Genomic DNA, 26,841 nt, shown 5'->3' with positions numbered 1-26,841 from the left:
CTCGTCTCACCCTGCTCCCGAACGTTTCCCGAGTGTTCGCCATCCCTAGCGGCAATGATCTTCCTTCACGTGAGGCATCTGCCCAGCTCACGGCGCTCCGCGGCCCCGAACCGAAGCTTCGCGCTGAAGGGAATGGTTCGCGCCCGTCCGCTGGGGATAGTGGCGTCACCTCGTGAGTTTCTCGTCCCGGTCAGTGGGCCACCCGGGGCGAGCGCCGCGTTGGTGCACGCTGCACCCTTTGGCCGGAAGGTTGGAATCTTGGCATCACGTGAGCGTTTCCTGACCCGCCGCTCGAACGACTCCTTCCCGCATGCCTGAGAGTATTCAAGTGTTGGAGAAATTCCTCGACTGCTCGCGCTTTTCTCTGGTCCGCCGCCGTCGATGCCAGGTGGAGGAAAGGGCGCATTGATATCGGCGGAGACTCGTGACCGGCATTTCACCCTGATTGCCGTCGATTCTTCTTCCCTGCTGCGCCTTCCGGTCGCTCTTGCCTCGCTACCGGCATGAGTCAGGTTGATTGCGCGGCGCACCTCTACCTGTAACCCATCGAGAGGAACGATGATGAATGCGCGGGTTTTCCATACCGTCGTGGTGGGTGCCGGCCCCGGGGGGTTGATTGCAGCCTACCGATCTGATGTGCCCGCGCCGGGCCTTCTCCTCCTCGACGGAGGTGACGATGTGGAGGAGCGGATTGGCGCTCTGGGCTCCGATAGCCGAGGGGACGTGGTGACCCGGGGGTTTGGCGGTGCCGGGCTGTTCTCGGACGGCAAGCTGTGCTTGTCACCGCGGATCGGGAGCACCGTCAGCCACAGATTCGATCCTTCTCGCGTTTCCGCGCGGCAGCACGCGATCGATGAGGTTCTTCGCTCCGGCGAGCGGGCCGACCTGCACGGCGGGGACGCCGAAGCCGCAGAAAATTTCGAGAAACGCGCGAAGGTCGCCGGATTAGAATATGTTCATTATCCGGTCCGTCACGTCGGGACCGACCAGCTACCTCGGATGCTCAGCCGGTTGCGGACGCGTCTGGCGGCGAGGGCGACGGTCGCCTGCCGTACGACGTGTATCGGTATCCGCCCGTCAGGACGTTCCGATTTCCGGTGGGAGCTGGAGTTGGATGGTCCCGGGGTCAGGCGGGTCCACGCGGTCAACGTCGTCCTGGCCCCGGGGAAGGTCGGCGCATCGTGGCTCGGGGACGTGGGTCGGGAGCTGGGCCTGGGCCGCGACGACGCCCAACCGAAGATCGGGTTCCGGTTGGAGGGAGCGAAGGAGTTCCTCGGACCGCTGCTGGAGATAGCCACCGACCCGAAGGTCATCTGGAGCGGGCCCGATGGGGTCGAGGTCCGAACCCACTGCGTGTGCTACGGCGGCGACGTCGTCGCGGCCGACTATCACGGGCTGACCCTGGTAGGCGGGCATGCGACCTCAGCGCATGCCGAGAACCGCTCCAACAGCGCGATTATTGCAACGGCCGGCCGGAGATTGCCCCTCACCGCTGACGATGCCCGCACGCTCGTGGCCGCGATCAACCGCCGCCACGGTGGGCTGATCGGCCAGCGGCTCGGCGCCTTCCTTCCGGACACGCCTCTGCCCACCAGCCAGGCGGTAGGCGAGTTTGTGCCGAGCCTGCCCGATGCCGCGCCCGGCGACTTCACCGCCGAGTTCCCGACAGCGATCGTGAGCGCGCTACAAACATTTCTTTTCCGGCTCGCCTCCCTGTGTCCGGGGGTTCTGCACCCGGATAACTTTCTCTACGGGCCCGCGGTGGAACGGTGGGCATCACGTTTCACGGTTACCGACGAGATGGAAGCCCCAGGCCAGCCGGGACTGTATCTCGTGGGCGACGGCCCCGGGCTCACCGGCGGCATCATCGGCGCGGCGGAAACAGGCTGGCTCGCGGGCGACGCCATTACTGCGCAGGCGCGCCGTTAGTGCACTTTTCGCCCATTAATATCGGCGACTCAACATCGGAGGTCCGCTATGGCGGAAACCATCGACTCCATTTTCATACCGACCGAGCTGACAGCCGGTCATGCACCGCTCTGGACCGGTCGGGAGCTGCATCCCGATGCCTATCTCCAGCGGATCGACGATGCGCACCGCGCCGACCTGGCCGCGGCGGTGCGCGCGGCGAGTGCCCGGTTGGCATCCCGAGACCTGTTCCACGACCGTGACCTCACAGACCAGGACGTTCTCCTGCCGCACCTGGACGCGCCGCTCGCCGCGCTCGCCACGGCGGTCGCCGTGGGACACGGCTTCGCCGTACTCCGGGGCTTACCTGTGGAGGATCTCGACGACCGCGAGTGCCTCGTGCTGATCCGCGGCATCGCGGCCCGGCTGGGACGGATCGCGACCCAGAGCCGCGACGGGCAGCTTGTCCGTCGCGTTCGGGCGAGTGGCCGGCAGCTCGGTGACGGCCGGGTACGGGGACACCAAACCGCGGAACGGTTGTGGTTTCACACTGACGGCGCCGACGCGACGCTGCTGCTGTGCCGGCGCCCCGCGGACCGGGGTGGGATGAGCCGCGTGGCGTCCGCCGCGGCGGTGCACAACGCGATGCTCGCGAGCGCGCCGAACCTCGTCGCCGAGCTCTACCAGCCGTTTCACTTCCACATGGCCGGCGGGAACATCCCCGGCGGCCCACCGACGTTCCTCTCGCCGATCTTCTGCGCGTACCGCGGGCTTTTCAGTGTCCGCTTCGTGCGGCACACGCTCCTGGAGACGCAGACGGTCACCGGTGTGCCGCTGTCCCCGACAGCTCTCGCGGCGTTTGACCTCCTCGACGAGGTCGCCGACCAGCTGGCCTGCGACATGGAACTTCGGCCCGGTGATCTCCAGATCGTCCACAACCACTGTGTTCTGCATTCCCGCACGGCCTACACCGACGCGCCCGACCCCCGGCAGGCCCGCCACCTGCTGCGCTGCTGGATCACCCTGCCGGCCCCCGACCGCCGGCCCGGTGCCGTCGAGCAGGGCCTGCGAGGCGGATGGCTCACGGACGATCTACAGCAGGCTGCCGCCTCCACCTGGACACCTCCCACCGCCGCCGGTCTTGCGGACGGCCCCACGTGACCGGCCCGCAGGCATGGCGGCAGGAGATCACCGTCGCCCTCGACCGACTGGCCCGTGATCGCCGCGACCAGCCCGCGGTGATCGACTCCGGGGGTGCGTGCACCTTCGGCCAGCTGGGCCGGGACGCCCACCGTCTTGCCCGTGATCTTGGCGGTGAGGGCGGCCGTGGCCTGCTGCGTCCCGTCACCGCCCGGTCGGAGGCGGATTTCCTCGTCGAGGTGTTCGCCACCTGGCTGGCCGGGGGAATCCCCCTGCCGCTGTCCGCCCGTGGGGCCGCGGTGTCGACACCGGATTTCCCGCGCGCTCCGGCTGGCGGATGCGAGCCGTGGAAGGCGATCGTCGGCGTCTGTGACGGCCTCTACCGCCCGCTGGTGACACATGGGGAGCCCCCGAGCGTCCCGCGGAAGGCGCTCGCGCTCGGCCTGCGCCCCGACGGGCGAGCATTGATCGGCTCCCCGTTGCACCTCAACGGCCCGTTCGAGTTCGCCGTGCGGCAGATCCTGCTCGGCGGCACCGTCGTGATCTGTCCGGTCTTCACCCCGCAGGTGTGGGTCACCTACGCGGGCCGCCACCGGCCGACCTGGGCGTTCCTCGTGCCCACGCAGCTGCGCCGGCTGCTCGACGACGCCGGCGAGACCGCCGTCGCGAAGGCCGCCTCGTCGGTGGACAGGCTGGTCTACTCCTCCCAGCCCTGCCCACCCGACCTCCGCGGGCGTCTGCTCGCGTTGCTGGGCGGCGACCGGCTCGCGGAGTATTACGGCACCGCCGAATACGACGGCACGCTGCGCGTCGGAGCCGCCGACGGTGGCGTCCCGATCGACGGAGCCGAGATACGGATCACCGGGCCGCAGCGGGTGCCGGTTCCCGCGGGGACGGTCGGCACGATCGAAGGGCGAAGCCGCGTGGGGCTCGCCAGCCACCCTGTTCCCGGGGCATGCCCACCATCCGGTGCGTGGCAGAGCGTCGGTGACCGCGGCCATCTCGACGGCACCGGACGGCTGCATGTCGCCTCCGTCGCCGTGCCTGGACGGGCGATCGTCGGCGGCGTCAACGTCGCCGTCGCCCAGGTCCGTGTCGTGCTCGCCGCTCACCCCGCGATCAGCGACTGCACGGTGTCGGTGGTCCCCGACGCCGTCTACGGCCATCGTCTGACTGCCCGCGCATGCACCCGGCATCCGACGCTGACGGCCGAGGAGATCCACGCCTACTGCGCCACCCGCCTCGCCGCGCCCGAACGGCCGAGCCGCCTTGACCTGATCCGTCTCAGCCCGTCGGAGGCCACTGCCCATGCCGTCGACCTGTGACCTGTGTGACGCCCTCGACCCGGCCGTCAGCGACTGCGCGCTGCAACGGCACCTGACCGTGGCAGCGCCCCGCATCCTGGCGGCGAACGCGTATGCCGCCGCGGTCCCCACCATCGGGGCGTACGTCGCCGGCTACCTGCTCCTCGTCCCCCGAAGCCATGTCCTGTCCCTGGGCGCACTCGACCGCACTGCTCGCGCCGGCGTCGACGCGCTGATGCGGGAGATGGCCGCACGTCTCGCCGATCGTTACGACAGCCCGGTGCTGGGCTTCGAGTACGGCCTGAACGCCGCCGGGCAGCGGCGGATCGAACACGGCCACCTGCACCTGCTCCCCACCGAGGCGAACCTGCGCGGGTGGCTGGCCAAGCGGCTCACCGGCCATCCCATCGCCTCCCTGGTCGACCTGCCCGCTGACCCGGCCCACTCCTACATCCTGGTGCGTGATCAAAGCGGTGCGTTGACCGTCTACCCGGTCCCGACCGGCACCCATCCCCGCATTCGGCTGCGGCACGTCGTCGCCGCCCTCGACCCACGACTGGACGGAAGCGACTGGGACTGGGAGAGCGATCCCCACGCCGATCTCATGCGCCGCACCGTGGACGATCTCGCCCCCACCACCAGCCGGCCGCTGCCATGACAACCCCGTGGACCCTCGCGGCTCTCTGGCAGCGCATCGCCGCGCAGCAGCCCCACCAGACCGCGCTGATCCACGGCGATCAGGCGTGGACGTGGGCGCAGTTCGACGCGGCATCAGCGGCCCTCGCCCGCACCCTGCGGCGGCACGGAGTGCAGGCCGGCCAGGTCGTCGCCCTCTGCCTGCCGAACATCCCCGAACACCTTGTCAGCCTCGCTGCCGTGCTCCGTCTCGGCGCAACGCCCGCGCAGCTCAACCCCCGCTACCGTGCCCGCGAACTCGACCAGCTTCACCGCCTGCTCCAGCCCGCCGCAATGATCGCCGATCCGGTCCAGGTCCCAGACGTCGCGACGCTCCACGCCCGCTGCCAACCTGGCCAGGAAGTACCGATCCGCCCCCTCGGAGGCCACGGGCTGCTCCTGACCTCCGCGGCCCCGCGGGCATCCTCGTCGCCGCCGGCGAATGGGCCGCGACCGCCTTTGATGATCAAATGTACGGGTGGGACCACCGGCACACCCCAGGCCGTGCTCTGGCGCGTCGCCGACATCCTGGACAACCTCAACGCCCACAACCCCTGGGCCCGCCACGACCTGTCCCGCCCTCTCACCCGGATGGCGTCCCTGACGCTGGCCGACGCGCGCATCGTCGTCGCCAGTCCCCTCAGCCACGGCTCGGGTCTGACGCGCGCGATGGGCGCGCTCTGCGCCGGCGGCACAGTGATCACCCTGCCAGGGTCGTCCTACGACCCCGACAGGGTGCTCGACACGGTCGTGCAGCAGCGCGCCGACACCCTGGCGATCGTCGGCGACGCCTACGCACGACCGCTCACGAGCGCGCTTGGCGCCCGCCTCGGCGCTGACCTGTCCGCTTTGCGGACGGTCACCTCGTCGGGCGCGCCGTGGACGGACCAGGTCAAGACCGAACTCCTCGCCCTGGTCCCACACCTGCGGCTGGTCGAAACCCTCGGCGCCACCGAGGCCACCGGCCTGGGATCATCACTCGCCCGCCTCGGAGACGTACCTGCGACCGGGTCCTTCGACCTCGGCCGACACGCCCGGGTGTTCCACGCTGATGGAACCCCGACCGCGGTCGGTGAGACGGGACAGGTCGCGGTCCACCGGCCGCTGCCCGTCGGTCTGCACCCCCACGGCACGCTTCCACCCCACCGCTACGTCCGCGCCTATGACGGCCGCACCTACCTCCTGTCCGGAGACCTCGTCCGGCTTCAGACGAGTCGGAGGATCGCGCTGCTCGGCCGCGAGCAGGACTGCATCAACACCGGCGGGGAGAAGGTGTACGCCCCCGATGTCGCCGCCGTCCTCCTGGCCCACCCCCACGTCGCCGACGCCGCCATCCTCGCCGTCCCCGACACGCGGCTCGGGAGCACCGTCGGCGGCCTCCTCCAGCTCCACGCCGGCGGCAGACTCGCACAGGTACTGGGTGACATCCGTGGCGACCTCGCCGGCTACAAGATCCCACGGGTGGTGCGGGTCGTCGCCGCCATACCCAGGACCCCGGCCGGGAAGGTCGACCTCGTCCGCGCCCGCCAGCTCCTCAGCGACCAGGAGGCCAGTTCATGACATCACCCGCCGTCGCCGCGTGGGCTGACCTCATCACGCTCGCCGAGCAAGAACAGCAGGCGCTCCTCGCCGTCCTGACCCGGCTTGTCACCGACCCCCGCCTCGAAGCCCAGGTCGCCGCAGCCCTGGACTACCCCGGCTGGCCGCTACCCCTCACGCTGCTACCGCACCGAGCGGCACACCTCACTGCCGGCACACCCGAACTCGCCACCTTCGCGTCCGTCTCGACTGCCGCGACGACCGCGGTCCTCACGACACTGAACCGATGGGGCTGGCCGTCTCCCGCCTCGTGCGCCGCCAGCGACGCCGCCTGGCTTCTCCTCCAACACGCCGACACCGAAACCGAGACCCGCCACGATCTCCTCCGCGATCTGGCGCGCACGTGGCAGCACCGCGGGGCCGACCCGCGACAGCTGGCTCTCCTGACGGACCGGGACCGTTCCCTGCGCGGTGAGGAGCAGCTGTACGGAACATTCGTCCTCATTCGTGACGACCGCCCGCGCTTCCTCTACCCGATTGCCGACATCAACCATATTGATGATCAGCGGAGTCGGATCGGACTGCCGAGTCTCGCCGACGACACGCCCTACGCCTACTGCCCGATCACCCCCTACCGGCAGGCCCGCAGCGCACCCGTCAACCTCTGGGCGCCGGCCACCAGCCCAGCCCCACAACTCCGGCGCACCCAGCAGCGGACACCACAGAGCCTCGCCGGCGATGCCACCCCTCGCCACGGCGTCTACCTCGCGGCGACGCTGCGCGACCGAGACGAGATCCGCCGTATCCGCGCCCGCCTGCCCCCGCCCCTGGAATCCACCGCCCGCTGGCTCGACCTCGACCCCCTCACCCGACCCAGCAGCCAGTTCGACGCAGGCATCGTCGTCAACCAACTCGCGGCCCAGCTCTGCATCCACGACATCGCCCGCGCGCGCCTTCTCCTCGCCTACCCGCTCAGCCGGCGCAGCGACGGCGTCACGGCCGAGATCGGCTGCGCGCTCGCCTACGGCAAACCCGTCATCATCGCCAAGGGCTCACCCCGATGCAGCTTCGACATGCTGCCTTCCGTCACGATCAGCGACGACATCGACAGCGCCCTGACTGCGGCACATCACGCCCTCACGGACCACGCCACCTGAACAATCCAGCAGGCAGAAGGCCCCTCAGCGCGAGACCTGGACCGGGATCTCGAACGGTACGAACATCGGCATCCCCGGCGTGTCCGACCAAACCTTCGGCACCGGCGTCACCCCGGTCGCCACCGTGGCGCGCTCCGACGGCGTGAGCACACCCAACGCGGCCCGCTCCTCCAACGGCAGGAAATCCAAGGCCAGACGCCGCACCACATAATCGATGATCGACGTGGCCTGTGGGATCTCCGCGTCGTCGGTTAGCCCCGCCGGCTCGAACCGCAGGTCTATGAACTGCCGAACGAACGTCACCAGCGGTACGTCGTGCGCCAGACCAGTCGAGATCGCCAACGAGAGGGTCTCGGTCATCCCGCGCAGGGTCGACCCCTGCTTCGCCATGATCAGATTGACGTCCGCCAGCGAACCGTCAGCGTGCAGGGACGTGATGACGAAGCCGTAAGCGCCGCCCACCGTGAACGACCTCGTCACGGACTCGCGATGCCGTGGCGCGCGCCGTGCCACGCCACTGGGCGGCTGGGTTCCCATCGTTGATGTTGCGTCAACCACAACACGTTCCTCTCGATCGGCGCGTCGATGCCGCATACTCACATCCGGAGACGATCACAACAGATAGCGCCACCACATCCCGAGCAGTGCCAGATGTTGTGGCCGATCCGAGATGTCAGCATAGGGCACCGGCCGTCCGATCTCACCGTGGAGGCGTCGGCGTGTCCGACCGCGCCCAGCCGCACTCGCCGGGCCCACCCCGGCCGCCTCGAACCACCCGCATGAACCACGCGCGCCATAGCCACAAGCCTGAACGAGCGCCGGTCCTCGACCAGGAGCGGGCTGGGTTGACCCGCGATGTACGCAACTGACGTTGTCGTCGGCTGGGCGCGGTCGTCGGGATTCCAGCGAGGCAGGCGGCGTGCGAGGGTCAACATGACCCAAACCGGTGAAGCACCGGGCGATCCCGGTGCATCTGTAGGTCTGCGCCGTCGCCAGTGCTGCCCAAGAAAGCGAACCGGACCGGCCAGCGTCGCACGCCCCATCAGCGCCAACTCGATCCCGGCCTGGGTGTGACCCCGGGCGCGCCTCCACGTTCGGATGGGCATTCGGTATCCACGAACAATTCCGCGTGAGATCCGAGATCGTCGTGGAAGTTACGGCGCCGTATGTCGCCGTCTGCGCAGGTAGCGGCATAGCGCGGCGCCGAACGAACTTCTTCGCGGAACGGGGAATGATTAGCAAGTCGCGGCGGCGGACAGTGACAGGAGCTACCCGCAGGCCGCCGAGGCTGCTCCGGTAACGGGCGCCCGCATCGCGGTCGAGCGCCGTCCCTCCGGAAGGCATAGCCGTGGAGCAGCATCCACATGAGCCCTTGGCTCGCTTGTCCGTCGCCCTACGCAGCGCCGGCGTGCGTCCCGACTTCCCGTCTCCGGATCGGTGGGAGTTGCTGCTCGATCCGGCTGTGTTCCGTGGCTGGGTAGAGCAGCGGTGCGCCGGCCACGTGGGTCGGGTCCGGATCGCGGGACCGCTCGATCGCCGTCTGGCCGTCGTCGAGCGGACCGACGGCCGGTGGGTCGTCGCGGATCTCTCCGGCCAGCCACACCGCTCCCGGGCCTGGCCAGCGTGGACGCGCGAACAACTGATCCTGGAGGACCCGGCGTCGTGGCTGTCGCTGGCCCACCTGGACGAGCGGGCCGTGTGGCGGCTGTCGCGGCCCAGCGCCCTGCTAGCGGCGCTGTATCACCCGGAGACGTTCCCGCTGCCGCGGTTTCCGTTGGGGATCAGCACGGTGGCGCGGGCGGCCCGGGACACGTTGCTCGGAACAGTGGCCTTGGCCGACATGCAGCTCGGGCTCTCCCTCGATGGCCTCGTCGCCCGCATCGACGGCGACCGGCCGGACATCCTCGGGGTCTCGGCGACGTTCGGCCAGTACGACCTGCTCGTCGAGCTGCTGGAATCGGTCTACGCCCAGGATGATCCGCCGCTGGTCGTCGCCGGTGGCAGTCTCACCCTGCGGGTCGAGCGGGTCCTGCTGGACAGGTTCCCGTCGCTGCTGGTCGCCAGGGCGGGTGGCGAGGCGACGATCGGCGCGTTGCTGGCGCACTGGCACGGCGACTGCGGCCTCGACGACGTGCCCGGACTGGGGTACGCGGGGGCACCACGTGGGGGTGGGCTGGCGGTCGGGCGGCGGCGGACCGCGAAGCCCGTCACCCGGGACGTGACGGCCGACGTCGTTCCGGAACTCGATCTGCTGCCGGCGACGTTCGACCGTCACGGTGTCGCGCAGTTGGAGACCAGCCGGGGCTGCACCAGCTACTGCTCGTTCTGCCCACGCGACCACAAGGGCAGTTGGGTGGGGGCCGGTACGGGCCGGTTGCCGTGGCTCCTGGGTGAGCTTTCGGCGGTCTTCGAGCGCTACCCGCAGGTGTCGCGGACGTTGTACCTGGTTGACGAGGAATTCCTCGGTCGCGCCCCCGACGCGACCAGCAGGGCGTTAGAGCTGGCCAGTCTGCTGCACCGGGCGGGGTTCGGGTGGGAATCCAGCTGCCGCGTCGACCAGGTCGTCGACCCCGACCAGAGCCATGGCTGGCACGTCGAACGCGCCGAGATGTGGCGGGCGCTGGTCGCCCGGGGCCTGCGGCGGATGCTGTTCGGCGTCGAGTCCGGCGTCGACAGCATTCTGGACCGGTTCGCGAAGGACACCACGGGCGAGCAGAACCTGCTGGCTGTCCGTACCCTGTCCGCACTCGGCGTCCCGACCCGGTTCACCTACATCACCTTCGACCCGCTGATGACCCTCGACGAGCTGAAGGCCACACATGCGTTCCAGGGCCGCACCGATCTGCTCCTGGCCCCGCAACCCGATCTTTCGCCCGCCGAGGTCGTCCGCGGAGTCCGGGACGCTCGGTTCGCCGCGGCGGCGGGCACGGGCCAGCCGTTCTACCAGGGGATCTCCTACCTGCTGGTCAGCATGGAGTGCCTGATCGGCGCCGCCTACACCCGCCGAGTCCAGCAGGCTGGACTTGCCGGGGCGGTGACGCCGTCGATGGGCCGGGTAGAGGCCCGCTACGCCGACTGGCGGATCGGAGTAGCCGCCAGCTGGGCGCAGCGCTGGGTCGACCGGCACTTCGCCCTCGACTACACGTTCAAGTCGCTGGAGAAGGTCCTCGACGGCGCCCCGCGCCGTCAGGTGCGTGAGGCCCGCGGCGTGCTCAAGGACGCCAGCTACACGGTCCTCGGCGACCTGATCACCGAACTCGACACCCGCCCGCTGCACCGTGATCCGACGGCCGAGGCGATCCTGGACGTGCGGATCTGGCAGCGGATTGAGAACCGTCTCGCTCTATTGCGGGGCGTCCTCGCCGCCGCTGTGCACGACCTGCTGCCTGTTTTCGGCCGGGAACACGCCGCACTGCTCGTCACCGAACACCGGCGATGGTCCGCAGCCGGCGGTTGGACGCTGATCAACGCGGCGGACGCCTGTGCCAGCTGACCGGCGGACCCGAATCGGAAGATCAGGCGCCGGTCTTTTCCGGGATCGGCACCCAGTTGAACTCTGGGCAGAACCGGGCGTAGGTGACCAGCTTCCAGGCCGCGTAGTCCTCCAGCCGGCCGGCTTGGCGCAGCAGGTGCTTGACCCAGGTGTGACACACCCGCTCGTCGTGGCTCATCGCCTCGTCGATCTGGTCGAGCATTCGGCAGGCGACCGCGAAGTCGTCCACGGTCAGCGCGCTCAGGTCGATCTCGACGTCGTCCACGGTGAAGCTGAACACCAGCCGGGTGGTGGAGAAGCTGGTGTAGCGCTCGCCGAGGAAGCGGGCGGTCCCGTCGAGCGTGGCCATCAGCTCGGCACGGCGTTCCACCGGGTAGCCGATGCCCAGATCCAGATCCGAGGTCTCCAGGTTCAACCGGGTTCCGAACGAGCCGACGTCCCGCGGCCGATGCCCGGTCCACCGCTCGATGAGTTCCGACGCCCTCGCGCGCACCGCGTGCAGGCGTTCGTCGTGGGCGCGCATCGCCGTGTAGAACGCCTCGGCGCGGTCGAACTCGGCGGTGGGGAAGTCGCTGCGGTCGGCCCACCCCTTCGCCCTGATCGCATCCAGGTTCAGCGGGGTGTCAGGGTCCGGAGTCGTCATGCCGGTGACCTTAACGTCACAGTCAGCGGCGCCCATGCACAGGCCCGTCCAGCAATCGTCGGCAGACAATGAGGTGAACGAGATGACGGAAGAACGTTTTCCCGCGCCCCGCGCGCTGGCCGGCGGGCTGACGGTGCACCCGATCGGCGTCGGCTGCTGGGCCATCGGCGGACCCGACCACAACCTGGGCCTGCCGATGGGCTGGTCCACCGCCGACGACCACGCCTCCCGCGCGGGGTTAGAACTCGCCTACACCCTGGGTGCGAACCTGTTCGACACCGCCGACGTCTATGGCCACGGCCACTCCGAACGTCTCCTCGGCCACCTCGTCGAGCAGGTCGACCGGGACAGTCTCGTGCTGTCGTCCAAGGTCGGCTACTTTGCGGGCACCGCCGCCCACGCCTATCTGCCCGCCGCGATGCGCCGCCAGCTGGAGACCAGCCTGGAGAACCTGCGCACCGACCGGCTCGACATCTACTTCTTCCACACCAGCGAGTTCGGCCCCGACGACCGCTACCTCGACGGCGCCGTCGCCCAGATGCGCGAGTTCCAACGCCAGGGCCTGGTGCGCTGCGTCGGGATGCGCGGCCCGCACCGCTACGCCCCTGACCGGCTCATACAGCCACGATCCGATCGGCCGGACAAGCACGCCCGGTTCCGGGTCCTGTTCGAGCGAATCCGTCCCGACTTCCTCGCCGTCCGACACAACCCGCTGACCCCACCGCCGCCCGCCGGCCAGCCGGACATCTTCACCCTCGCCGCCGACCACCACATCAGCATCCTGATCAACAAGCCGCTCGGGCAGGGCCTGCTCACCGGTAAGCACGACCCGCGTCGGCCACCCCAGTTCGGTGCCGGGGATCATCGGCAACGCAAACGCTGGTATACCCCGGATGCCCTCGCACTCGTCGAGCGCCACCTTGCACCTCTGCGCGACCGGTTCGGCCCGTCGACCCGCGACCTGGTCCGGGTGGCACTGGCCTACAGCCTCCAGCGCGCCGACAGCGCGGCCGTCCTTGTCGGCTTCACCACCCCCGACCAGGTCCGCGAGAACCTCACCGCCCTCGACACACCGCTGTCCGGCGACGACCTCAGCTTCGTCCGCGCCACTCTCGGCCAGCTCCAGCAGGACCTCGACGCCGCCGGCGAAGTCTTCCTCGACGAAACGGCCCTGCCCGAATGAACCCGCAGCAGTCCCTGTTCCCGAACCCGCCCACGCCGGTCGCTCCCACATCCACGACCGAGCTGCGGCTCGTCACGTTCAACGCCCAGCACGCCGCACCCGACCGGGCCCGCCGCCAAGCAGCCTGGCTCGGACAGCAACCCGACGCGGACCTCGTCGTGCTCACCGAGGTCGGCCACGGACCCGGTCGCCACGCGCTCCTCGACGCGCTCGCCCAGCACGGTTACACCCACCTCCACGCCCCGCGGCCGGACCAGCCCGACTACAGCACGGTCATCGCCTCCCGCCATACGCCCCTCGAACCCGTGCCCGCCGGCATCGACGTGCTTGCCCACCGCGCACCCGCCGTCGACCTGTGGGTCGGCGGACAGCGACTGCGCCTGGTCGGCCTCTACGTCCCGTCCCGCGGGCCGGCCGCACGCCGCAACGAGAACAAGCGCGCCTTCCAACACGCCGTCACCCGCGCCCTGCCCGGCGTCCTTGCCGGCTTCGACGGGCCGGTCGTGGTCACCGGCGACCTCAACGTCGTCGAACCCGGCCACGTCCCGCACTACCCGGTCTTCGGCCGCTGGGAGCACGACTTCTACCGCTCCTTCACCGACGCCGGCCTCACCGACGCCTACCGCACCCTGCACCCCGACGCCCCCGGCCACAGCTGGTACGGCCGCGGCGGCAACGGCTACCGCTTCGACCACACCTTCCTCACCACCGACCGGCTCGACCTGACCCGCTGCGACTACGTCCACGCCCCCCGCCACCACGGCCTCAGCGACCATGCCGCGATGGCCGTCGCCGCTGTCGTTGCTCCCCGGCAGCTCCAGCCATAGGTCGCCGGCGTCAGTTCGATTCCGCCGCGATCCAGGCGAGGACCACCCGCCGTACGAAGGCTTGACCTTCGGCGAGGTCCATGGCCGACGTCTTGCTCGGGGTGCCGGGCATCCGGGCGTGGCGTGCGGCCTGCCCGCTGATGCCGGGATGGTTACGGCCTGCGTGAACGCCCGCGCCTCGGCTTTCGTCACCCAGCCGAATGCGACCGGGTCGCGGCCGTCCTGCATGATCTCCCACACCTTGTAGAGCTCGACCCACCCAAGGTGCGTGGTCCGGCCGAGAATCGCCAGGGCCTCAGCGAGCGCCGGACCGCGGGCCGCGGCAGCCGCCTGCGGAGGGCCCGGCGGCGGTGGCGGCTCGGAGGCCACCGCGTCTCCTCCTATGACGACGCTCCCGATGCGGGTGGTCAATCTGATCGTCTTGGGCGTGAGGACGGCATGACGTCGATCACCGTCGTCGTACATCCCGGTCAGCTCGACGGCGTGGAAGCCGGTGCTGTTCAGCCAGCCGATGCCGTTGACCCAGGCGAGCACCTCAGCCGCTGCCTCGTGGAAGTCCGTGCCCTCGGGCCGGTAGTCCACCGCCGGCGAGGTGAGGTAGTAGTCCTCCGCGTCGCGGACGACCTGAGTGTCACCCGTGGGCAGGACCCGCGAGAGCAGGGCGAGGTCGGTCTCCCTGCCCCGTAGACGCGCTTTCAAGGCCATTCGCCCAGCATACGGTCCTTGGCGATCTCCAAAACCGGATTCATGCGGTGGAAGAAGTCGCCTGTCGGTGAACCATCATCGCTGGTCAGCAGCGTGCAATGGCGCGAATGGTTTCTTCGTGCGCGGGGGAATGACCAGCCTCGCGACGACTGCAACCATGATCTCGAACATTCCCCGGGGTCGAGAGGTTGCGCAGCCGATGACGACGGAGCAGACGCCCTCGGCGAGCCGGCCGACCGGTTGGCCGGCTGCACTTCCCCATGGTCGGCTTCTGCTTGACGTGTCGCTGTGGTCGGCGGATCTGGCCGCGCTCGGGGTGGAGCTCGATCGGACCAGCGGCGTCGCTGACGTGGTCCACTTCGACATCGCTGACGGGTCCTTCGGGCCTGACCTGATGTTCTCCCCGGCGATGCTTGCGGCCCTGCGCCCTCGGACGACGGTCCCGTTCCACGCCCACCTGCTGGCGCGCCGGCCGATAGCGCTCATCGACGCGGTCACGACCGCGGGCGCCGATCTGATCACGGTGCCAGCCGAGATCGATGACGTCGCGCGTGCCCTGCATCGCATTCGCGACAACGGCAACGCAGCGGGCCTGGCACTCGGGGTGGACACCCGGGTCGTCGATGCCCGCCCCTACCTCGGCGCGATCGACGTGCTCGTGGTCGTCTGCACACCTGGCGGCGCGCGGGACGCCGCGCTGACCCTGGCCGCTCTGCGCCGCCTGCACGCTGCTCGCAGACTCGTTGAGGCGACCGGGCACCAGCACACGGTGCGTCTCCTGGCCGAGGGAGGGGTCGGTGCGCGCACCGTGGGGCCGCTCAGTGTCGCCGGGGTCGACGGCCTGATCACGGATCTGCCCGTCCTCGGCGACGACCCCGCGGGCACCGCCCAGTGGCTTCGTAGCCAACGCCCGGCGGGACGGCGCCCTTTGCCGAGGCCGCCTCGGGACGGGCAGGGGTTCACGCGAAGGCTCCCCTAGCGTGTCTGGACCACAACGAAACGATCACCAATCCCGGCTGAGTCGACAAGGGGTATGACAGCAGTGGCGGAACAGGACAGCGCGGTCGCTGGCTGGAACTTCCAGTCGGCGGTTCCGGAGGCGGCGGTGCCGACGGGTCTGCGGCCCGAGGTGCCGCACCTGGCCCGGATCTACGACTACTGGCTCGGCGGCAAGAACAACTACCCGGCGGACCAGGCTGTCGCCGAGGCCATGATCCGGACAGTGCCCGATCCATGAAGGTGTGCTCGTGAACCGGGCGTTCCTGCGCAACGCGGTGCGCTTCCTGGCAGCCGACTGCGGGATACGGCAGTTCCTCGACATCGGCACCGGGCTGCCGGCAACCGACAACACCCACGAGGTCGCCCAAGGCGTCGCCCCGGACGCGCGCATCGTGTACGTCGACAACGACCCGCTGGTTTTGACCCATGCGCGGGCGCTGCTGACCAGCACGCCGGCGGGACGCACGGCCTACGTGGAGGCCGATCTCGCGGACCCGGAGTCGATCCTGTCCTCGCCGGTGCTCGCGGACACGCTCGACCTGACCAGGCCGGTGGCCCTGTCCCTGATCGCAATCCTGCACTTCTTCCCCGACGTGGCGGAGCCGTACGCGATCGTGGCCAGGTTGATGGACGCGTTGCCGGCGGGCAGCTACCTGATGCTCAGCCACGCCACCGGCGACTTCGACCCGGCGGTGGCCCGGGCGGCCGACTCCTACCGGTCGCAGGGCATCGCCGGGCAGCTGCGAAGCCGCGCGGAGGTGGCACGGTTCTTCGACGGGCTGGACCTGGTGAACCCGGGCCTTGTCGTGGCGCACCGGTGGCGGCCGGGCGGGCCGGTGGAGGAGCTGGCGGACGCGCAGGTGAGCATCTACAGCGCGGTTGCCCGCAAGCCATGATCCACACACCTCGGGTGCTGGTGCTGCTGCCAGGCGGTGGTCTGTCGCTGGTCGCGGGCATCGTCGCGGGGATGGGTCAGGCCGCCCGTGTCGTGGCCCTGGTGCCCTCGCTCGCCATCGGCGAGGCGGACAGCGGCGGCGGGCGGATCGTGGCCGACCTGGCGGCGGGGCTACCCGTCGCCGACTGCGCGGTGGACATGGTCGCCGTCGACGGCATCACCCCGGCGGATCCGACTTCGCTGCTCGACGAGGCGTGCCGGGTTCTCACCCGGTCGGGGCAGGTCGTGTTCACCGTGACGCTGGCGCATCTGCGTCAACCCGCCAGCGACCTGCCCGGTCTCACCGACGAAGACGCACGGCGGATCGGCCGGGCTGTCGGCGCAGCGGTGGCCGAGGCGCCGCATCCGTGGGACCCGCTGATCGAGGTGATGTCCACCGGCCGCCCCGGGTTGCACCCCGCCGACGTCAACATGCTGCGGATGACCGCCGACCTGGACCACCAGGGTGTCGAGGAGTACCTGTACACGTCAACACCCGTCGGCCCGTCACCGGTGGCGGCGGTGCGAGTGGGTCTCGACGCGCGGGTCGCACGCCGGTACGCGGCGGCCTGCCACCGGGCCGTCGACGTCCATGGTGCGCTACGACTGCATTCCCCGGTCATGTTTCTGCGTGCCCAGCGGGCCGCATGACCAGCGGCGACCGTCGTCGCGGGGGCCACCGGCTGGGACCGGCGCGATCGTCCTACAGCCGGATCGAGCTGCGTGCCGCGCTGGCGACCGCCACGGTACGCGCCGCGAGCAGGATCCGGAGGGGGTCGGTAGGGGTGTCCCTGCCGGCCCCGATCCGGCCCGGCACCGGCCCATGGATCGCGGAAGCCGGGAGCAGGCGGGCGAGCGCGCCCACGCGGGGGGCGTTCCTTCGCCTACGGGTGGACATCCCCACTTCCAGGGCCGGACGGCACCATGATTGATCTTCACGCGTACACGTCGGAGTCCGGTGGCAGTCTGATGCCGCACGAGCTGGTCGCGCAGGCCGTCGTGGCCGGCGTCAAGGTTCTCGCGATCACCGATCGGGACACGGTGGCGGGGATCGATCCGGCGGCCGCGGTGCTGCCGGCGAGGATGACGCTGGTGCCGGGTGTGGAGATCTCCTGCCAGGCGGTCGTCGGTGGGCGGCCGAGGCCGGTCCGTCTGCTCTCCTACCTGTTCGACCCCGACGATCGGGCGGTGAGCGAGCTGCTCGGCCGGGCCCGCGACAGCGCCGAGCTGCGGGCACGACGCGCCGTCCGCCTCCTGCACATGGAGGGCTACCCGATCGACTGGCCGCAGGTAGCCGCCCAGACCCGGGGCGGACCGGTCGGCCGCAGGCACATCGCGGCAGCCCTGGTCGCCGCGGGCATCGTGCCCACCCTCGACGCCGCGCTCGGACGGGGCTGGCTCGGGGCCGGCGGCCCGTTCCACGTCGCGTCACGGCAGCCGGACATCACAGCGGCGCTGACCGTGGTCCGCGGCGCCGGAGGCGTCGCCGCACTCGCCTATCCCTGCGCGTCGCTGCCCGTGGACCTTCTGAGGGATCTGGCGGCGCGCGGCCTGGCCGGCATCGAGGTTGATCACCCCGAGCATGACGAAGACACCCGCCGCCGGCTGCTCGATGTCGCCGGGGGGCTGCGTCTGCTGCCGATCGGTGGCAGCGGCTACCACAGACCACCAGGACGCCTCGGCTCCGAGACCACACCGCCCGCCGTCTACCGGCGGCTCATGGCCACGGCCACCGGCACCCCGCCGATCCGCGGATGAACGCCCGGCGGCGATGGCAGATCGTCGACCTGGACGACGGCGAACGGTGGGAGGAGATGGACCCGGCCGTACGCAGAGCGGTCGACGAAGCCGGCCAGACCGGCTGGGGGCTGGTCTACGTCTCGGTTGGCCTGGGCGTCGCCTTCCTCCTGTCCATGATCGTGTGCCGGTAGGACGGCCGCTCTGCCCGTCGCCCCTGCGGGCGGAGCGGCCTCGCACATCCAGGGGCGGGACACGTGGATGGCAGACATCGATACACAGGGGCGGGCGCGGCTCGCGGACCTGGCCGGGGCCGTGCCGCTGGCGTTCGCGGCGGCGCACTGCGACCGCGACCAGCAGGTACTGGCCGGCTTCTGGCGGCGCAGCCTGCGGGCCGGCCCTCTCTACGAGAGGTACTGCGCGGCGCTCGCGACCACCGACGGCGAACGACGGGTGCGGGAACGAGGGGAGGAACCGGGATGACGCTCACCAGCGTGGGAATCGTCGTCGCCGTCAGTGCGGCGATGAGCCTGCTCCTGGGGTGGTACGCGGATCTGATCCGCCAGGCCCTGCGGCAGGGACACCACCGCGAAGTCCGCGCCGCCCTGATCGCGGGAACGGGGAACGCCCTGATCATAGGGATGATCGGGGTGGGTGTCTGGACGGTGGTGCACCGATGAAAGTCCACGCTTTCGACATCGGCGCGTCGGCCATCAAACAGGCGATCGTCGATACCGGTCCGCCCTGCCAGATCGTCACCGCGCTTCCCGTGCTGCGGCTCCCCCCGACACCGACGTTCCACGCCGTGCAGGAACGCATCCTCGCGGCGCTGACCGGCGCGGTCGAGGTCGAGCGGGTCGCGATCGCGACGGCCGGCGCGATCGACGCCGACGGCACCGTGATCCGCGCCGGGGCCATCCAGGGCTACACCCGCATCCACTGGCCCACCCTGCTCGCCGGCTTCTTCCCCGACCTGCGAGGGCGGGTCTATGTCGTCAACGACGGCGCCGCCGCGACCTGGGCGGAATACCGGCGGCGCGGGCGCACCGGGACCCACGTCCACTTCGCGCTCGGCTCCGGGATCGGTGGAGGCATCGCGATCGGCGGACAGCTCGCGCAGGGCACACCGCCAGGCCCTGCCGGTCTCGGTCACATTCTCGTCGACCCGGTCAGCACGCTGCGCTGCTCCTGCACCCGCACCGGCTGCGTGGAAACCCTCGCTGGCGCGCGTGCCGTGCGCCGCGGCTACCAGCCGTCACAGCCCGCCGCGGCGCGGCGCACCTCCCCAGCCCCGCGCACACGGGTCCCGACCGTGGCCGAACTCGTCCACAAGACCCAACACGGCGACCCGGCGGCCCGCCGCACGTTCGAGGCCGCCGGCTACTGGCTGGGGGTATCCGCCGCGACCGTCCTGAACATTCTGGGCGCCGACGTGATCACCATCGGTGGGGGGCTCGCGCAGGCCGCCCTCAGCGCCGCCGGCCCCGACAGCGGCTACCTCGGCGCCGCCCAACGTGCGCTGCGCCAACGGGCGGTTCCCCGCCTGGCCGACCGGGCCGTTCTCACCCCCGCCGCCTACGGGCCGGACGGGCCGCTGATCGGCGCGGCTCTCCTCGCCTCCGAGGGTGAGCTGTGATCGACGAACAGCGGGCACAGGAGATCGCCGCCACCCTGCTCGGCCGCCCCGCCGAGGACCCGCAGCAGCCCTGGAGTCTCCAGGAGTTCCCCCAGGGCTGGCTGATCAACAGGACCGCGCACCTCACCGAGGAGTACGTCGGCGCGGCGGGGTACGTCATCGAGAAGAACGCCGGCCGCGTCATGTGCTTCCCCTCGTTCGTGCCGCCCCGCCGGATCTTGCACGAGTACGACGCGGTCGTCGACCGGGGATACCCGGAGCACGCCGATGATTGACACGGAAAGAGCCCGGGAGATCGCGGTCGCGTTCCTCGGACGGCCGAGCAGCGATCCGATCCGGCCCTGGAGCCTCATCGAGTTCCCCCAGGGATGGATCATCAACGAGACCGGCTATCTTGGCGACGACTTTGTCGGCTCTCTGGGTCACGTGATCGAGAGGGAGGGTGGACGGGTGATGCGCTTCCCCACCCGTATTCCGACCGGCCGGATCATGACCGAGTACGACTCCGTTGTGGGGGCCGCGAGGGTCGCCTCGCCACACCAACAAAGTTCGTGAGCGGGCCGGACGAAGCAGCTCGCGTCCTCCAGGCCGACAACCTCGTCACGGCAACACCACGTGCGTCACATCCTCGAACTCCGCTGAGGCGCGACAGCGGGCGGCCCCGGTTGTCGAACACCCAGCCCCACCGGAGACGTGATTCGGGTCACAGCAAGTGAGGGGCTTTCGTTCTGGATTGTCGGACATGTGGCGATCGTGCTGCCCCTACCCACCGGACCCCCCGTCCGTGCGCCAAAGGAAGAGCCGCGTGACGTCGGCGATCAAGGGTGATGTCGCAGGTCAGAGGCTATCCGCTCCCTACCCGACAGGTCCCGGATTCGCGCTATGGACACGGTTTTCTGGGAGGCGGTGAGGTGGGCGCGGCGGGGTAACGGGTGGCCGGTTGGATTAAGCGACGATTCGGGTTAGCTTTTGTGGATCGTGTCATGTAACTGGTGCGCGGGGCCGTTTGAGCATCGGCGTTCGCTCGGTGCTGTCCCGGGCTGCCATGGACGTCGGAGCGTGCCCGTCGGACATCGGCACGGCACGATGCTTGCCGCGCTGCTTCGAGGGCGTGCGCAGCGGTGGGCGTCCGACGGAATGCCGCGACTGTCTGCGCCTTCCGGCCTCACGCGCCGTCCCGCTGCTCGGGTTCCGGGCTGCCGTCGTTCTCGTCGCCGTCGCCTGCACCGTCCTGGGTTGGGAGCCGCCACCGTATGATCACGAATCCTCCGCAGCAGCGTCATGTCGGCCGCCGTACCTACGCCCGGCCCTCCGCTCGCACGGTGACCGGAGGCGACCATCAGCTCTGGCTGGTTCGCCATCTCACTGCCCGGGACCGGTGGCTCGCCCGGATGGTCGGGGAGCATCGGGTACTGACCACCCATCAGATCACCCGGCTTGGCTGGACGTCGCAGCGCTCGGCGAACATCCGCCTGCTGGGGCTCTACCGGTGGCGGGTCCTCGACCGCTTTCAACCGCTGGTGTCCCGCGGCCTGGCGCCCATGCACTACATTCTCGACGTCGCCGGGGCGGCGGTCCTGGCCCACGAGGACGACCTGGACCCGAAGAAGATCGGCTATCAGCATGACCGGGCGAAGGGCATCGCCCACTCCCTGCATCTCGCGCACCGTGTCGTGGTCAACGAGATGTTCACCCACCTCGTCCACCACGCCCGCCAGCCCGACAGCGCCGCCCGGCTGACCGCCTGGTGGTCGCAGGAGCGCTGTGCCTTCGCGTTCGGGGACATCGTGCGGCCCGACGCCTACGGCCGCTGGGCCGAGCGCGGTGTCACGCTCGACTGGTTCCTCGAACTCGACCAGGGCACCGAAGCGACGCGTCGCCTCGCCGTGAAGCTCCTCGACTACCACAAGCTCGCGACCACCACCCGGATCACCACGCCGGTGCTGTTCTGGTTTCCCACCACCCGCCGCGAGGTCGCTGCCCGCAAAGCGCTGGCGCCCACGCTCCGTGGACTCGGCCAGCCGGCCCTCGTACCCGTGGCCACCACCGCCGCGGACCTCACCGCGACCGACGACCACCTCGACCCCACGCTCGCCCGCTGGCTTCCCCTGGGCCCGACCGGGCCTGGTCGCCTCAGCCTGCGTCACCTCGGCCAGTTCTGGCCCAACCGTCTCGCCGCCAGCGGCACGGACGCCGTCGCCAGCCCTCCGACCCGCGAGGGGCGGCTGCGCCCGCCACCGCCGATGCCCCCGACCGGTGTGGACGGGCAGTACAACGCCGCCTGACCGCCCCCACGCTCGCCGACGGTCCCGCCCTCGTGCCCACCCCCCGGCATGCGGCGGGACCGTCGCTGTTTCCGGCACCATCGGCCGCGGCACCTCACCTCACGTCTTCTCGGCGCGGCCCGGACGGTCGGGGCCGTGCACGGCCCGCATAGAGGTGAAGGGGCGGCACCGCCACCGGCCGGCGCGCGCGGCGTGTCCAGCCGAGGCGGACGGTCGGGACCGGCCCGCACCCGCATAGCAGGCAGGGACCGGACTCGGACCCTGCCGCGACCGTCACCGGAGAGGACAACAAAGCCCATGAACACCCACACCTGGACCCTGATCGAGGACATCACCGCCCGCGTGCAACGCGCCGTCCGCGCCGGCGACCAGCCCGCGATCCTCGGACTCCACGGCACACGGAACCTGATCGTCAGCGACTACGACTACCTCTGCAGCTGGGCCACCGCCCTCGCCTTCGAGATCCGCGCCGCGGCCCAGGCCCAGAGCAACGCCACCCACCGGTGGGTCCTCGCCGTTCCCCAGGTCTGGTACGACGACGGCGAGATCATCCAGGCCCGGCCGCTGCACACCGCACCCGTCCAAGCCGACGAGCAGGAGGCGATCACCTGGATGAGCTGCGACGACACCGACGGCGTCGACTACGGCCGCGTCCCGTTCACCCGCCGACCCAACGGCGAACCGGTCTTCGACGACCCCGAGTACTTCACCAGCCCCGTCCACTCGCTCCAGCGCACCCCCGGCGCCGCGCTGCACCGCCTTCTGACCGCCAACATCCCCGACCTCGCCTCCCATCTGCCGACGTGATCGCTGACCGGTCGCCTGAACGTCCCGCGGCGCGCTGCTTGGGGTCCGCGTCGCCCGCGGAGGAAGGCACTCGCCTCGGGATCGCCCAGAGTCCGCTGTCCGCTTCCGTGAAGTCCGGGTCCGGACTCGGTCCGGCCAGGGGCCGAAACCGGATCCACACCGCGTGGGACCGGGCCGGAGACGAACCGGACGCCGTACCGACCGTGGGCCGCAGGGCGAGCGCAGGGCAGGGGACGACAAGCCTTCCTGGCCCACCAACGGCTGACCTGCCGCGCTGTGACACGGGCACAGGCTGCCAGCGATCACTGGCCGAAAAAGATCAGCTGTGCCAGCTGCTCACGCTGGCCCGTGTCATCCCCTACCAGGGATCAGGAGGAGACGACAACCATGACTGTCGAAGGCGGGCGCGACAACGTCGGTTGTCGCGTGGACGATGACGCGCGCACGGCCGCGCTCGGCGCGTTGGCCGAGGCCCGGGAACGGGCGCGGTCCATCGAGACGGAGATCCGGACGCTCGCGGCACGGGCGGCGGCCGAGGGGGCGTCCTACGGCGATATCGGCCGCGCCCTCGGGATCACACGGCAAGGAGCCCGCAAGCGATTCCCCCGGCTCGTGGACGCCCGACAGCCCGCGACACCGCGGGTCGTCGGGGAGGAGCTGGAGGGCACGGGGAGCCCGGCTGGCCGCCCGTCGCCTGAGGTGTCGAAGCCAACGGCCTCCGACTCGACAACTCGGGTTGTCGAGCCTGCGGTGAGGCGGGAGGGGAGCGCGGTAGCCCGGCACTCCGGCGGCGCTGAGGAGAGACTGGATCTAGCCCCGACCGAACCCGCCGCGCCGGAGATCGTCTCGGACCAGGCGACAACCATGGTTGTCATCTCGGAGGAGCCGCCCCCGTCGCCGTTCTCCGACCCACAGGAGAGGGCCGCCGCGCCTTCCGCCGCGGCCCGGCCTCGTACGGCGCGTTCGCCGCGTGCGCGGACGACGCCGCCGTTGTCGGAGATGGATCAGGCGTTGGCCACTGCGGCGGGACTGACTGAGGACAGCGAGTACATCCTGGAACGGACCGGCAGCGGCTACCGCGTCCTGGTCGACGGCGTGCTGTGCGGCACCCTGCGCCCCGTCTATACGGGCATGGTCAGGAACCGGCCGCGCGGCTGGCTTCCCCAGGCACCAGGACACACCTCGGTCTTCCCTCCCGCACGCCACTACCCAACCCGCGACGAGGCCGTGTCCCATCTCCTCACCGACCTACGCCACCAGGCTGCCGAACGTCGACGAGCCCGCCGCCGCAGAGCCCACCGCTGACCCCTCCGTGCGCTCGCCATCCCCGACGCGCCCTGCCGCAGCCGCTCGCTCACGCTCACGGCTTCGGGCCGCAAACGCCCCCACCGAGCTGCGGATGGGACACGGAGCTGGCGCCGATCACCGACAACCGCAGATGTCACGCCCGAGCCGACCACGGCCAACGGCAGCGACCTGGAGGCCCCTTTCTCCCGCTGCCAGCGGTGAATGGTCCGTTCTGATGGCTCCTCCTGGTCCCTGGGCACCAGTCGCTCGCTGGCTAGAAAGGGTCAAATCATGCTGGCGTGCCGTACTGACTGAAAAGTTGGTACGAACGGTTCGAAGTCCGGCGGAGCAGGCTAGGAGAAGAGACGGTCCGCGGCGTAGAGGTGACGGACCGGCATCAGTCGATGCGAGGTGGACGCTGTGGCTTCTCCGTCCGCGACCGGCCGTCGCCACCATCTGGCCCGTCACACGGCCGCCAGCGCGCTGCTGGCTGTCACGATGGCCGTTGCGGCGTGCAGTTCGGGTAAGGACACGGGGCCGGAACCGGTGGCGCCCTCGACCGGTCCGGCAGCTCCTTCGCGGCTGACCGCGTCGCCGTCGCCGACGTCGCCGGCGGATCTCGCCGGTCAGCGGGCGGTCGCTGCGTATGACGGGTTGTGGCACGCGATCGCCGAGGCCAGCCACACCTCGAACTGGCGGTCCGCGGACCTCGCGCGTTACTCCTCCGGATCGGCGTTGCAGGTCGCCTCCGGGGGCCTGTACGCCGATCACTACAACGGGCTGGTGTCGCGCGGCGCGCCGGTACTGCATCCGAAGGTCACCTCGGTCAGCCCCACCCAGGCACCGACGACGGTGATGCTGTTCGACTGCGCGGACAGCGCGAACTGGCTGCGCTACCGCACCGCCGGCCCGTCGTTCACCGACGACCCCGGCGGCCGGCGGGCGGTCACCTCCGAGGTTCGGCTGCACCAGGACGGATCATGGAAGGTCACCCGGTACGCGGTCGAACCGGTCGGGTCATGCTGACCCGCAGCGTCCTCATCGGCGCCTGCCTGCTGGGCTTCCTCGCGACCACAGCACCCGCCTTCGCCGACAGCTACGCCACCGCGGACTGCGCGCAGAACCCCCACCCCGGCTGCGAGGTAAGCGCCGGCACGAACGGCACCGCGCCCACACCACCCCGCCGTGACGTCCGGCCCGGGCCGCCGGGCGGCACCTCGACCGGCCGCGGCGGCGGGGAGAAGAGCGCACGTCCGCCCGGTGACCTCTCACTCGACCCCTCGGAACTCGCGGGCTGCGCCTACACGCGCAGCGACTTCCAGCCCGAGGGCGACCCGATCCGGCCGGTAGCCTTCCGCCCAGCTCCACAGGGCAGCCGACCGCGCGTCGTCGCCGCCCTGGACCGCCTCGGCGCGCCACAGGTGCAACCCGTCGCCACCGCGGCAGACGGGCAGCCCGGAGCCTGGTACGTATACCAGTGCCAGGGCGACGGATGGCACGACGCGCTCTACCGGCCACCGGTATGGATCGCGGACGGGCAGGCCGGCCCCACAGCCACCGCACCCGACCCGGCCACCCTCGCCGAGCAGGCCCGCAACCAACTGCGCCTCCAAGGCCCCGCCATCGCCTTCAGCCCAACCAGACGGCAGCTCGTGCGACTACCAACCTGGATGTGGCTCGACCCCGCCAGCTGGCGACCCGTCTCCGCCACCGCCGCCGCCGGCGGAGTCTCGGTGCAAGCGGTCGCCACCCCCGCGCAGGTCGTATGGTCCATGGGCGACGGCACCGACGTGCGCTGCACCGGCCCCGGCACCCCCTACCAGCCCACCGTCGACCCGACGGCCGCCTCCCCCGACTGCGGCCACACCTACACCACCGACTCCGAAGACGAACCCGGCGGCGTCTTCCCCGTGTCCGCCACCGTCACCTGGAACGTCACCTGGGCCGGCGGCGGCCAGAACGGCACCTTCAACGGGCTCACCACCATCTCCACCGCCCAGGTCAGCGTCATCTCCGTGCCCGCACTGACCACCGGCGGAGGCTGACCACCAACCGCGACCCCTGCCCATCGGGGCAGCGAGTAGCGTGGGCAGCAGCCCATCGAGAATAAGAAACCGACCCTCAAACAATGCGACAAATCCGAAATCGCATATCCGAGAGTGAAATCGGAATCGGTGAGCAGGTCCCGCAGCAGCGGCAGCCCAAGCCGCCAGCGAGACACGTACCAGCCAGATGCCATACTCAAGGTAGGAACTCCACTGCCCGCGCAGCGCCCCTACCCGGTCGCCGCCGCTCATCTTTCCCGCATCCCGTGATAGGGACAGCTCGCAAGTAAACGCCCCGGGCCCTGCTGCCCACCGAGGCGACGTTCCCGCGGACACTGCCAGCATGGGCAGGTACCGGAACGCCGGCCCGCGTGCCCAGCGAGACATCCAACCTGGTCAGCGCGCTACTCAAGGTGGACCCGGCCCCCGCCGCTCCTGCGCAGTGCTCGCTTTCGTCGCGCTGCCCATCTGGCCCTTCCCCGCAGCCGTTGTGGGGATCGGCTGAGAATGAGCAGCCGGACCTGGGAGTTCGCGTCT

General features: G+C 70.4%; 29 protein-coding genes. 26 read left to right on the top strand and 3 right to left on the bottom strand.

The window, feature by feature from the left end; translation table 11 throughout:
• Positions 1–726: 726 nt before the first annotated feature.
• From FRANCCI3_RS09115 to FRANCCI3_RS23330, 6 genes are read left to right on the top strand one after another with little or no spacing between them, the layout of a single operon-like run.
• Positions 727–1,929, top strand: a complete 1,203-nt coding sequence (locus FRANCCI3_RS09115; RefSeq protein ID WP_201783644.1) for a dehydrogenase — start codon at positions 727–729, stop codon at positions 1,927–1,929.
• Between the two features lie 48 nt (positions 1,930–1,977).
• Positions 1,978–3,069, top strand: coding sequence for a TauD/TfdA family dioxygenase (locus FRANCCI3_RS09110; protein WP_011436245.1), 1,092 nt, complete (start codon positions 1,978–1,980; stop codon positions 3,067–3,069).
• Complete coding sequence (locus FRANCCI3_RS09105; RefSeq protein ID WP_023841625.1) at positions 3,066–4,373, top strand: AMP-binding protein; 1,308 nt, start codon at positions 3,066–3,068, stop codon at positions 4,371–4,373. Before FRANCCI3_RS09110 ends, FRANCCI3_RS09105 begins: the two co-directional genes overlap by 4 nt.
• Positions 4,357–5,010 carry a hypothetical protein gene (locus FRANCCI3_RS09100; RefSeq protein ID WP_011436243.1) on the top strand — a complete coding sequence of 218 codons (654 nt, stop codon included), beginning with the start codon at positions 4,357–4,359 and terminating at the stop codon, positions 5,008–5,010. The genes FRANCCI3_RS09105 and FRANCCI3_RS09100 overlap by 17 nt, the downstream gene beginning before the upstream one ends.
• Positions 5,007–6,587 (top strand): AMP-binding protein, encoded by a 1,581-nt coding sequence (locus tag FRANCCI3_RS09095; protein ID WP_011436242.1) that lies wholly within the window; start codon positions 5,007–5,009, stop codon positions 6,585–6,587. Before FRANCCI3_RS09100 ends, FRANCCI3_RS09095 begins: the two co-directional genes overlap by 4 nt.
• Positions 6,584–7,723 carry a DUF6624 domain-containing protein gene (locus tag FRANCCI3_RS23330; protein WP_011436241.1) on the top strand — a complete coding sequence of 380 codons (1,140 nt, stop codon included), beginning with the start codon at positions 6,584–6,586 and terminating at the stop codon, positions 7,721–7,723. The genes FRANCCI3_RS09095 and FRANCCI3_RS23330 overlap by 4 nt, the downstream gene beginning before the upstream one ends.
• A gap of 24 nt (positions 7,724–7,747) precedes the next feature.
• Here the strand turns inward: FRANCCI3_RS23330 and FRANCCI3_RS09085 are convergent, their stop codons facing one another.
• Entirely contained in the window at positions 7,748–8,185 is a 438-nt protein-coding gene (locus tag FRANCCI3_RS09085; protein ID WP_023841624.1) for a hypothetical protein, read from the bottom strand.
• A 1,234-nt stretch (positions 8,186–9,419) separates the two neighbouring features.
• On the opposite strand from FRANCCI3_RS09085, the gene FRANCCI3_RS09080 reads away from it, so the two are divergent.
• The gene (locus FRANCCI3_RS09080) at positions 9,420–11,216 is read left to right on the top strand and encodes a B12-binding domain-containing radical SAM protein (RefSeq protein WP_035958738.1); all 1,797 of its coding nucleotides are present in this window, start codon (positions 9,420–9,422) and stop codon (positions 11,214–11,216) included.
• A 22-nt stretch (positions 11,217–11,238) separates the two neighbouring features.
• On the opposite strand, the gene FRANCCI3_RS09075 is transcribed toward FRANCCI3_RS09080, so the two are convergent.
• A complete protein-coding gene (locus tag FRANCCI3_RS09075) occupies positions 11,239–11,859 on the bottom strand; it encodes a hypothetical protein (protein WP_035733777.1) in 621 nt (206 codons plus the stop codon).
• 82 nt (positions 11,860–11,941) lie between these two features.
• On the opposite strand from FRANCCI3_RS09075, the gene FRANCCI3_RS09070 reads away from it, so the two are divergent.
• From FRANCCI3_RS09070 to FRANCCI3_RS09045, 7 genes are all read left to right on the top strand, one after another.
• Positions 11,942–13,042, top strand: coding sequence for an aldo/keto reductase (locus tag FRANCCI3_RS09070; protein ID WP_023841620.1), 1,101 nt, complete (start codon positions 11,942–11,944; stop codon positions 13,040–13,042).
• Positions 13,039–13,869 carry an endonuclease/exonuclease/phosphatase family protein gene (locus FRANCCI3_RS09065; RefSeq protein ID WP_011436236.1) on the top strand — a complete coding sequence of 277 codons (831 nt, stop codon included), beginning with the start codon at positions 13,039–13,041 and terminating at the stop codon, positions 13,867–13,869. The genes FRANCCI3_RS09070 and FRANCCI3_RS09065 overlap by 4 nt, the downstream gene beginning before the upstream one ends.
• 438 nt (positions 13,870–14,307) lie before the next feature.
• Positions 14,308–14,556 carry a hypothetical protein gene (locus FRANCCI3_RS09060; RefSeq protein WP_023841619.1) on the top strand — a complete coding sequence of 83 codons (249 nt, stop codon included), beginning with the start codon at positions 14,308–14,310 and terminating at the stop codon, positions 14,554–14,556.
• A gap of 217 nt (positions 14,557–14,773) precedes the next feature.
• A complete protein-coding gene (locus FRANCCI3_RS09055; protein WP_011436233.1) occupies positions 14,774–15,553 on the top strand; it encodes a ribulose-phosphate 3-epimerase in 780 nt (259 codons plus the stop codon).
• A 54-nt stretch (positions 15,554–15,607) separates the two neighbouring features.
• Positions 15,608–15,811 carry an SAM-dependent methyltransferase gene (locus FRANCCI3_RS28695; protein WP_023841618.1) on the top strand — a complete coding sequence of 68 codons (204 nt, stop codon included), beginning with the start codon at positions 15,608–15,610 and terminating at the stop codon, positions 15,809–15,811.
• Between the two features lie 10 nt (positions 15,812–15,821).
• Complete coding sequence (locus FRANCCI3_RS09050; protein WP_011436231.1) at positions 15,822–16,469, top strand: SAM-dependent methyltransferase; 648 nt, start codon at positions 15,822–15,824, stop codon at positions 16,467–16,469.
• Positions 16,466–17,158 carry a hypothetical protein gene (locus FRANCCI3_RS09045; RefSeq protein ID WP_011436230.1) on the top strand — a complete coding sequence of 231 codons (693 nt, stop codon included), beginning with the start codon at positions 16,466–16,468 and terminating at the stop codon, positions 17,156–17,158. The genes FRANCCI3_RS09050 and FRANCCI3_RS09045 overlap by 4 nt, the downstream gene beginning before the upstream one ends.
• 52 nt (positions 17,159–17,210) lie before the next feature.
• On the opposite strand, the gene FRANCCI3_RS26820 is transcribed toward FRANCCI3_RS09045, so the two are convergent.
• Positions 17,211–17,372, bottom strand: coding sequence for a hypothetical protein (locus FRANCCI3_RS26820; RefSeq protein ID WP_157493461.1), 162 nt, complete (start codon positions 17,370–17,372; stop codon positions 17,211–17,213).
• A 59-nt stretch (positions 17,373–17,431) separates the two neighbouring features.
• Between FRANCCI3_RS26820 and FRANCCI3_RS26815 the strand changes: the two genes are divergently transcribed.
• The 12 genes from FRANCCI3_RS26815 to FRANCCI3_RS08990 all read left to right on the top strand — a co-directional run bounded on the left by FRANCCI3_RS26815 (position 17,432) and on the right by FRANCCI3_RS08990 (position 26,304).
• A complete protein-coding gene (locus FRANCCI3_RS26815; RefSeq protein ID WP_011436229.1) occupies positions 17,432–18,265 on the top strand; it encodes a PHP domain-containing protein in 834 nt (277 codons plus the stop codon).
• The gene (locus FRANCCI3_RS26810) at positions 18,262–18,438 is read left to right on the top strand and encodes a hypothetical protein (RefSeq protein ID WP_023841616.1); all 177 of its coding nucleotides are present in this window, start codon (positions 18,262–18,264) and stop codon (positions 18,436–18,438) included. The genes FRANCCI3_RS26815 and FRANCCI3_RS26810 overlap by 4 nt, the downstream gene beginning before the upstream one ends.
• A 67-nt stretch (positions 18,439–18,505) precedes the next feature.
• Complete coding sequence (locus FRANCCI3_RS26805; RefSeq protein WP_023841615.1) at positions 18,506–18,727, top strand: hypothetical protein; 222 nt, start codon at positions 18,506–18,508, stop codon at positions 18,725–18,727.
• On the top strand, positions 18,724–18,924 hold the full coding sequence (locus FRANCCI3_RS26800; RefSeq protein ID WP_023841614.1) for a hypothetical protein: 201 nt from the start codon (positions 18,724–18,726) through the stop codon (positions 18,922–18,924). Before FRANCCI3_RS26805 ends, FRANCCI3_RS26800 begins: the two co-directional genes overlap by 4 nt.
• Positions 18,921–19,880, top strand: a complete 960-nt coding sequence (locus FRANCCI3_RS26795; protein ID WP_011436227.1) for an ROK family protein — start codon at positions 18,921–18,923, stop codon at positions 19,878–19,880. The genes FRANCCI3_RS26800 and FRANCCI3_RS26795 overlap by 4 nt, the downstream gene beginning before the upstream one ends.
• Positions 19,877–20,155, top strand: a complete 279-nt coding sequence (locus tag FRANCCI3_RS09020; protein ID WP_011436226.1) for a hypothetical protein — start codon at positions 19,877–19,879, stop codon at positions 20,153–20,155. The genes FRANCCI3_RS26795 and FRANCCI3_RS09020 overlap by 4 nt, the downstream gene beginning before the upstream one ends.
• Positions 20,148–20,435 carry a hypothetical protein gene (locus tag FRANCCI3_RS09015; protein WP_011436225.1) on the top strand — a complete coding sequence of 96 codons (288 nt, stop codon included), beginning with the start codon at positions 20,148–20,150 and terminating at the stop codon, positions 20,433–20,435. Before FRANCCI3_RS09020 ends, FRANCCI3_RS09015 begins: the two co-directional genes overlap by 8 nt.
• 698 nt (positions 20,436–21,133) lie before the next feature.
• The gene (locus FRANCCI3_RS09010) at positions 21,134–22,165 is read left to right on the top strand and encodes a replication-relaxation family protein (protein ID WP_011436224.1); all 1,032 of its coding nucleotides are present in this window, start codon (positions 21,134–21,136) and stop codon (positions 22,163–22,165) included.
• A gap of 297 nt (positions 22,166–22,462) precedes the next feature.
• Entirely contained in the window at positions 22,463–22,972 is a 510-nt protein-coding gene (locus FRANCCI3_RS09005; protein ID WP_011436223.1) for a hypothetical protein, read from the top strand.
• Between the two features lie 387 nt (positions 22,973–23,359).
• On the top strand, positions 23,360–24,277 hold the full coding sequence (locus FRANCCI3_RS09000; RefSeq protein WP_011436222.1) for a hypothetical protein: 918 nt from the start codon (positions 23,360–23,362) through the stop codon (positions 24,275–24,277).
• Positions 24,278–24,679: 402 nt separating this feature from the next.
• Positions 24,680–25,285, top strand: a complete 606-nt coding sequence (locus FRANCCI3_RS08995) for a hypothetical protein (protein ID WP_011436221.1) — start codon at positions 24,680–24,682, stop codon at positions 25,283–25,285.
• The gene (locus tag FRANCCI3_RS08990) at positions 25,279–26,304 is read left to right on the top strand and encodes a hypothetical protein (protein ID WP_035941819.1); all 1,026 of its coding nucleotides are present in this window, start codon (positions 25,279–25,281) and stop codon (positions 26,302–26,304) included. The genes FRANCCI3_RS08995 and FRANCCI3_RS08990 overlap by 7 nt, the downstream gene beginning before the upstream one ends.
• Positions 26,305–26,841: the final 537 nt, after the last annotated feature.

This window comes from Frankia casuarinae (genome assembly GCF_000013345.1).
GTDB classification, from domain to species: domain Bacteria; phylum Actinomycetota; class Actinomycetes; order Frankiales; family Frankiaceae; genus Frankia; species Frankia casuarinae.
Note: the sequence above shows the minus strand (reverse complement) of the source record. Positions and strands in the feature narration are given on the sequence as shown.

What these genes read in the sequence shown, in the direction of transcription:
- FRANCCI3_RS09110 (WP_011436245.1), top strand. Translation starts at nt 1,978, where the DNA reads ATGGCGGAAACCATCGACTCCATTTTCATACCGACCGAGCTGACAGCC.
- FRANCCI3_RS09100 (WP_011436243.1), top strand. Translation starts at nt 4,357, where the DNA reads ATGCCGTCGACCTGTGACCTGTGTGACGCCCTCGACCCGGCCGTCAGC.
- FRANCCI3_RS09095 (WP_011436242.1), top strand. Translation starts at nt 5,007, where the DNA reads ATGACAACCCCGTGGACCCTCGCGGCTCTCTGGCAGCGCATCGCCGCG.
- FRANCCI3_RS23330 (WP_011436241.1), top strand. Translation starts at nt 6,584, where the DNA reads ATGACATCACCCGCCGTCGCCGCGTGGGCTGACCTCATCACGCTCGCC.
- FRANCCI3_RS09075 (WP_035733777.1), bottom strand. Translation starts at nt 11,859, where the DNA reads ATGACGACTCCGGACCCTGACACCCCGCTGAACCTGGATGCGATCAGG.
- FRANCCI3_RS09070 (WP_023841620.1), top strand. Translation starts at nt 11,942, where the DNA reads ATGACGGAAGAACGTTTTCCCGCGCCCCGCGCGCTGGCCGGCGGGCTG.
- FRANCCI3_RS09065 (WP_011436236.1), top strand. Translation starts at nt 13,039, where the DNA reads ATGAACCCGCAGCAGTCCCTGTTCCCGAACCCGCCCACGCCGGTCGCT.
- FRANCCI3_RS09060 (WP_023841619.1), top strand. Translation starts at nt 14,308, where the DNA reads ATGACGTCGATCACCGTCGTCGTACATCCCGGTCAGCTCGACGGCGTG.
- FRANCCI3_RS09055 (WP_011436233.1), top strand. Translation starts at nt 14,774, where the DNA reads ATGACGACGGAGCAGACGCCCTCGGCGAGCCGGCCGACCGGTTGGCCG.
- FRANCCI3_RS28695 (WP_023841618.1), top strand. Translation starts at nt 15,608, where the DNA reads ATGACAGCAGTGGCGGAACAGGACAGCGCGGTCGCTGGCTGGAACTTC.
- FRANCCI3_RS09045 (WP_011436230.1), top strand. Translation starts at nt 16,466, where the DNA reads ATGATCCACACACCTCGGGTGCTGGTGCTGCTGCCAGGCGGTGGTCTG.
- FRANCCI3_RS26815 (WP_011436229.1), top strand. Translation starts at nt 17,432, where the DNA reads ATGATTGATCTTCACGCGTACACGTCGGAGTCCGGTGGCAGTCTGATG.
- FRANCCI3_RS26810 (WP_023841616.1), top strand. Translation starts at nt 18,262, where the DNA reads ATGAACGCCCGGCGGCGATGGCAGATCGTCGACCTGGACGACGGCGAA.
- FRANCCI3_RS26805 (WP_023841615.1), top strand. Translation starts at nt 18,506, where the DNA reads ATGGCAGACATCGATACACAGGGGCGGGCGCGGCTCGCGGACCTGGCC.
- FRANCCI3_RS26800 (WP_023841614.1), top strand. Translation starts at nt 18,724, where the DNA reads ATGACGCTCACCAGCGTGGGAATCGTCGTCGCCGTCAGTGCGGCGATG.
- FRANCCI3_RS26795 (WP_011436227.1), top strand. Translation starts at nt 18,921, where the DNA reads ATGAAAGTCCACGCTTTCGACATCGGCGCGTCGGCCATCAAACAGGCG.
- FRANCCI3_RS09015 (WP_011436225.1), top strand. Translation starts at nt 20,148, where the DNA reads ATGATTGACACGGAAAGAGCCCGGGAGATCGCGGTCGCGTTCCTCGGA.
- FRANCCI3_RS09010 (WP_011436224.1), top strand. Translation starts at nt 21,134, where the DNA reads ATGATCACGAATCCTCCGCAGCAGCGTCATGTCGGCCGCCGTACCTAC.
- FRANCCI3_RS09005 (WP_011436223.1), top strand. Translation starts at nt 22,463, where the DNA reads ATGAACACCCACACCTGGACCCTGATCGAGGACATCACCGCCCGCGTG.
- FRANCCI3_RS09000 (WP_011436222.1), top strand. Translation starts at nt 23,360, where the DNA reads ATGACTGTCGAAGGCGGGCGCGACAACGTCGGTTGTCGCGTGGACGAT.
- FRANCCI3_RS08990 (WP_035941819.1), top strand. Translation starts at nt 25,279, where the DNA reads ATGCTGACCCGCAGCGTCCTCATCGGCGCCTGCCTGCTGGGCTTCCTC.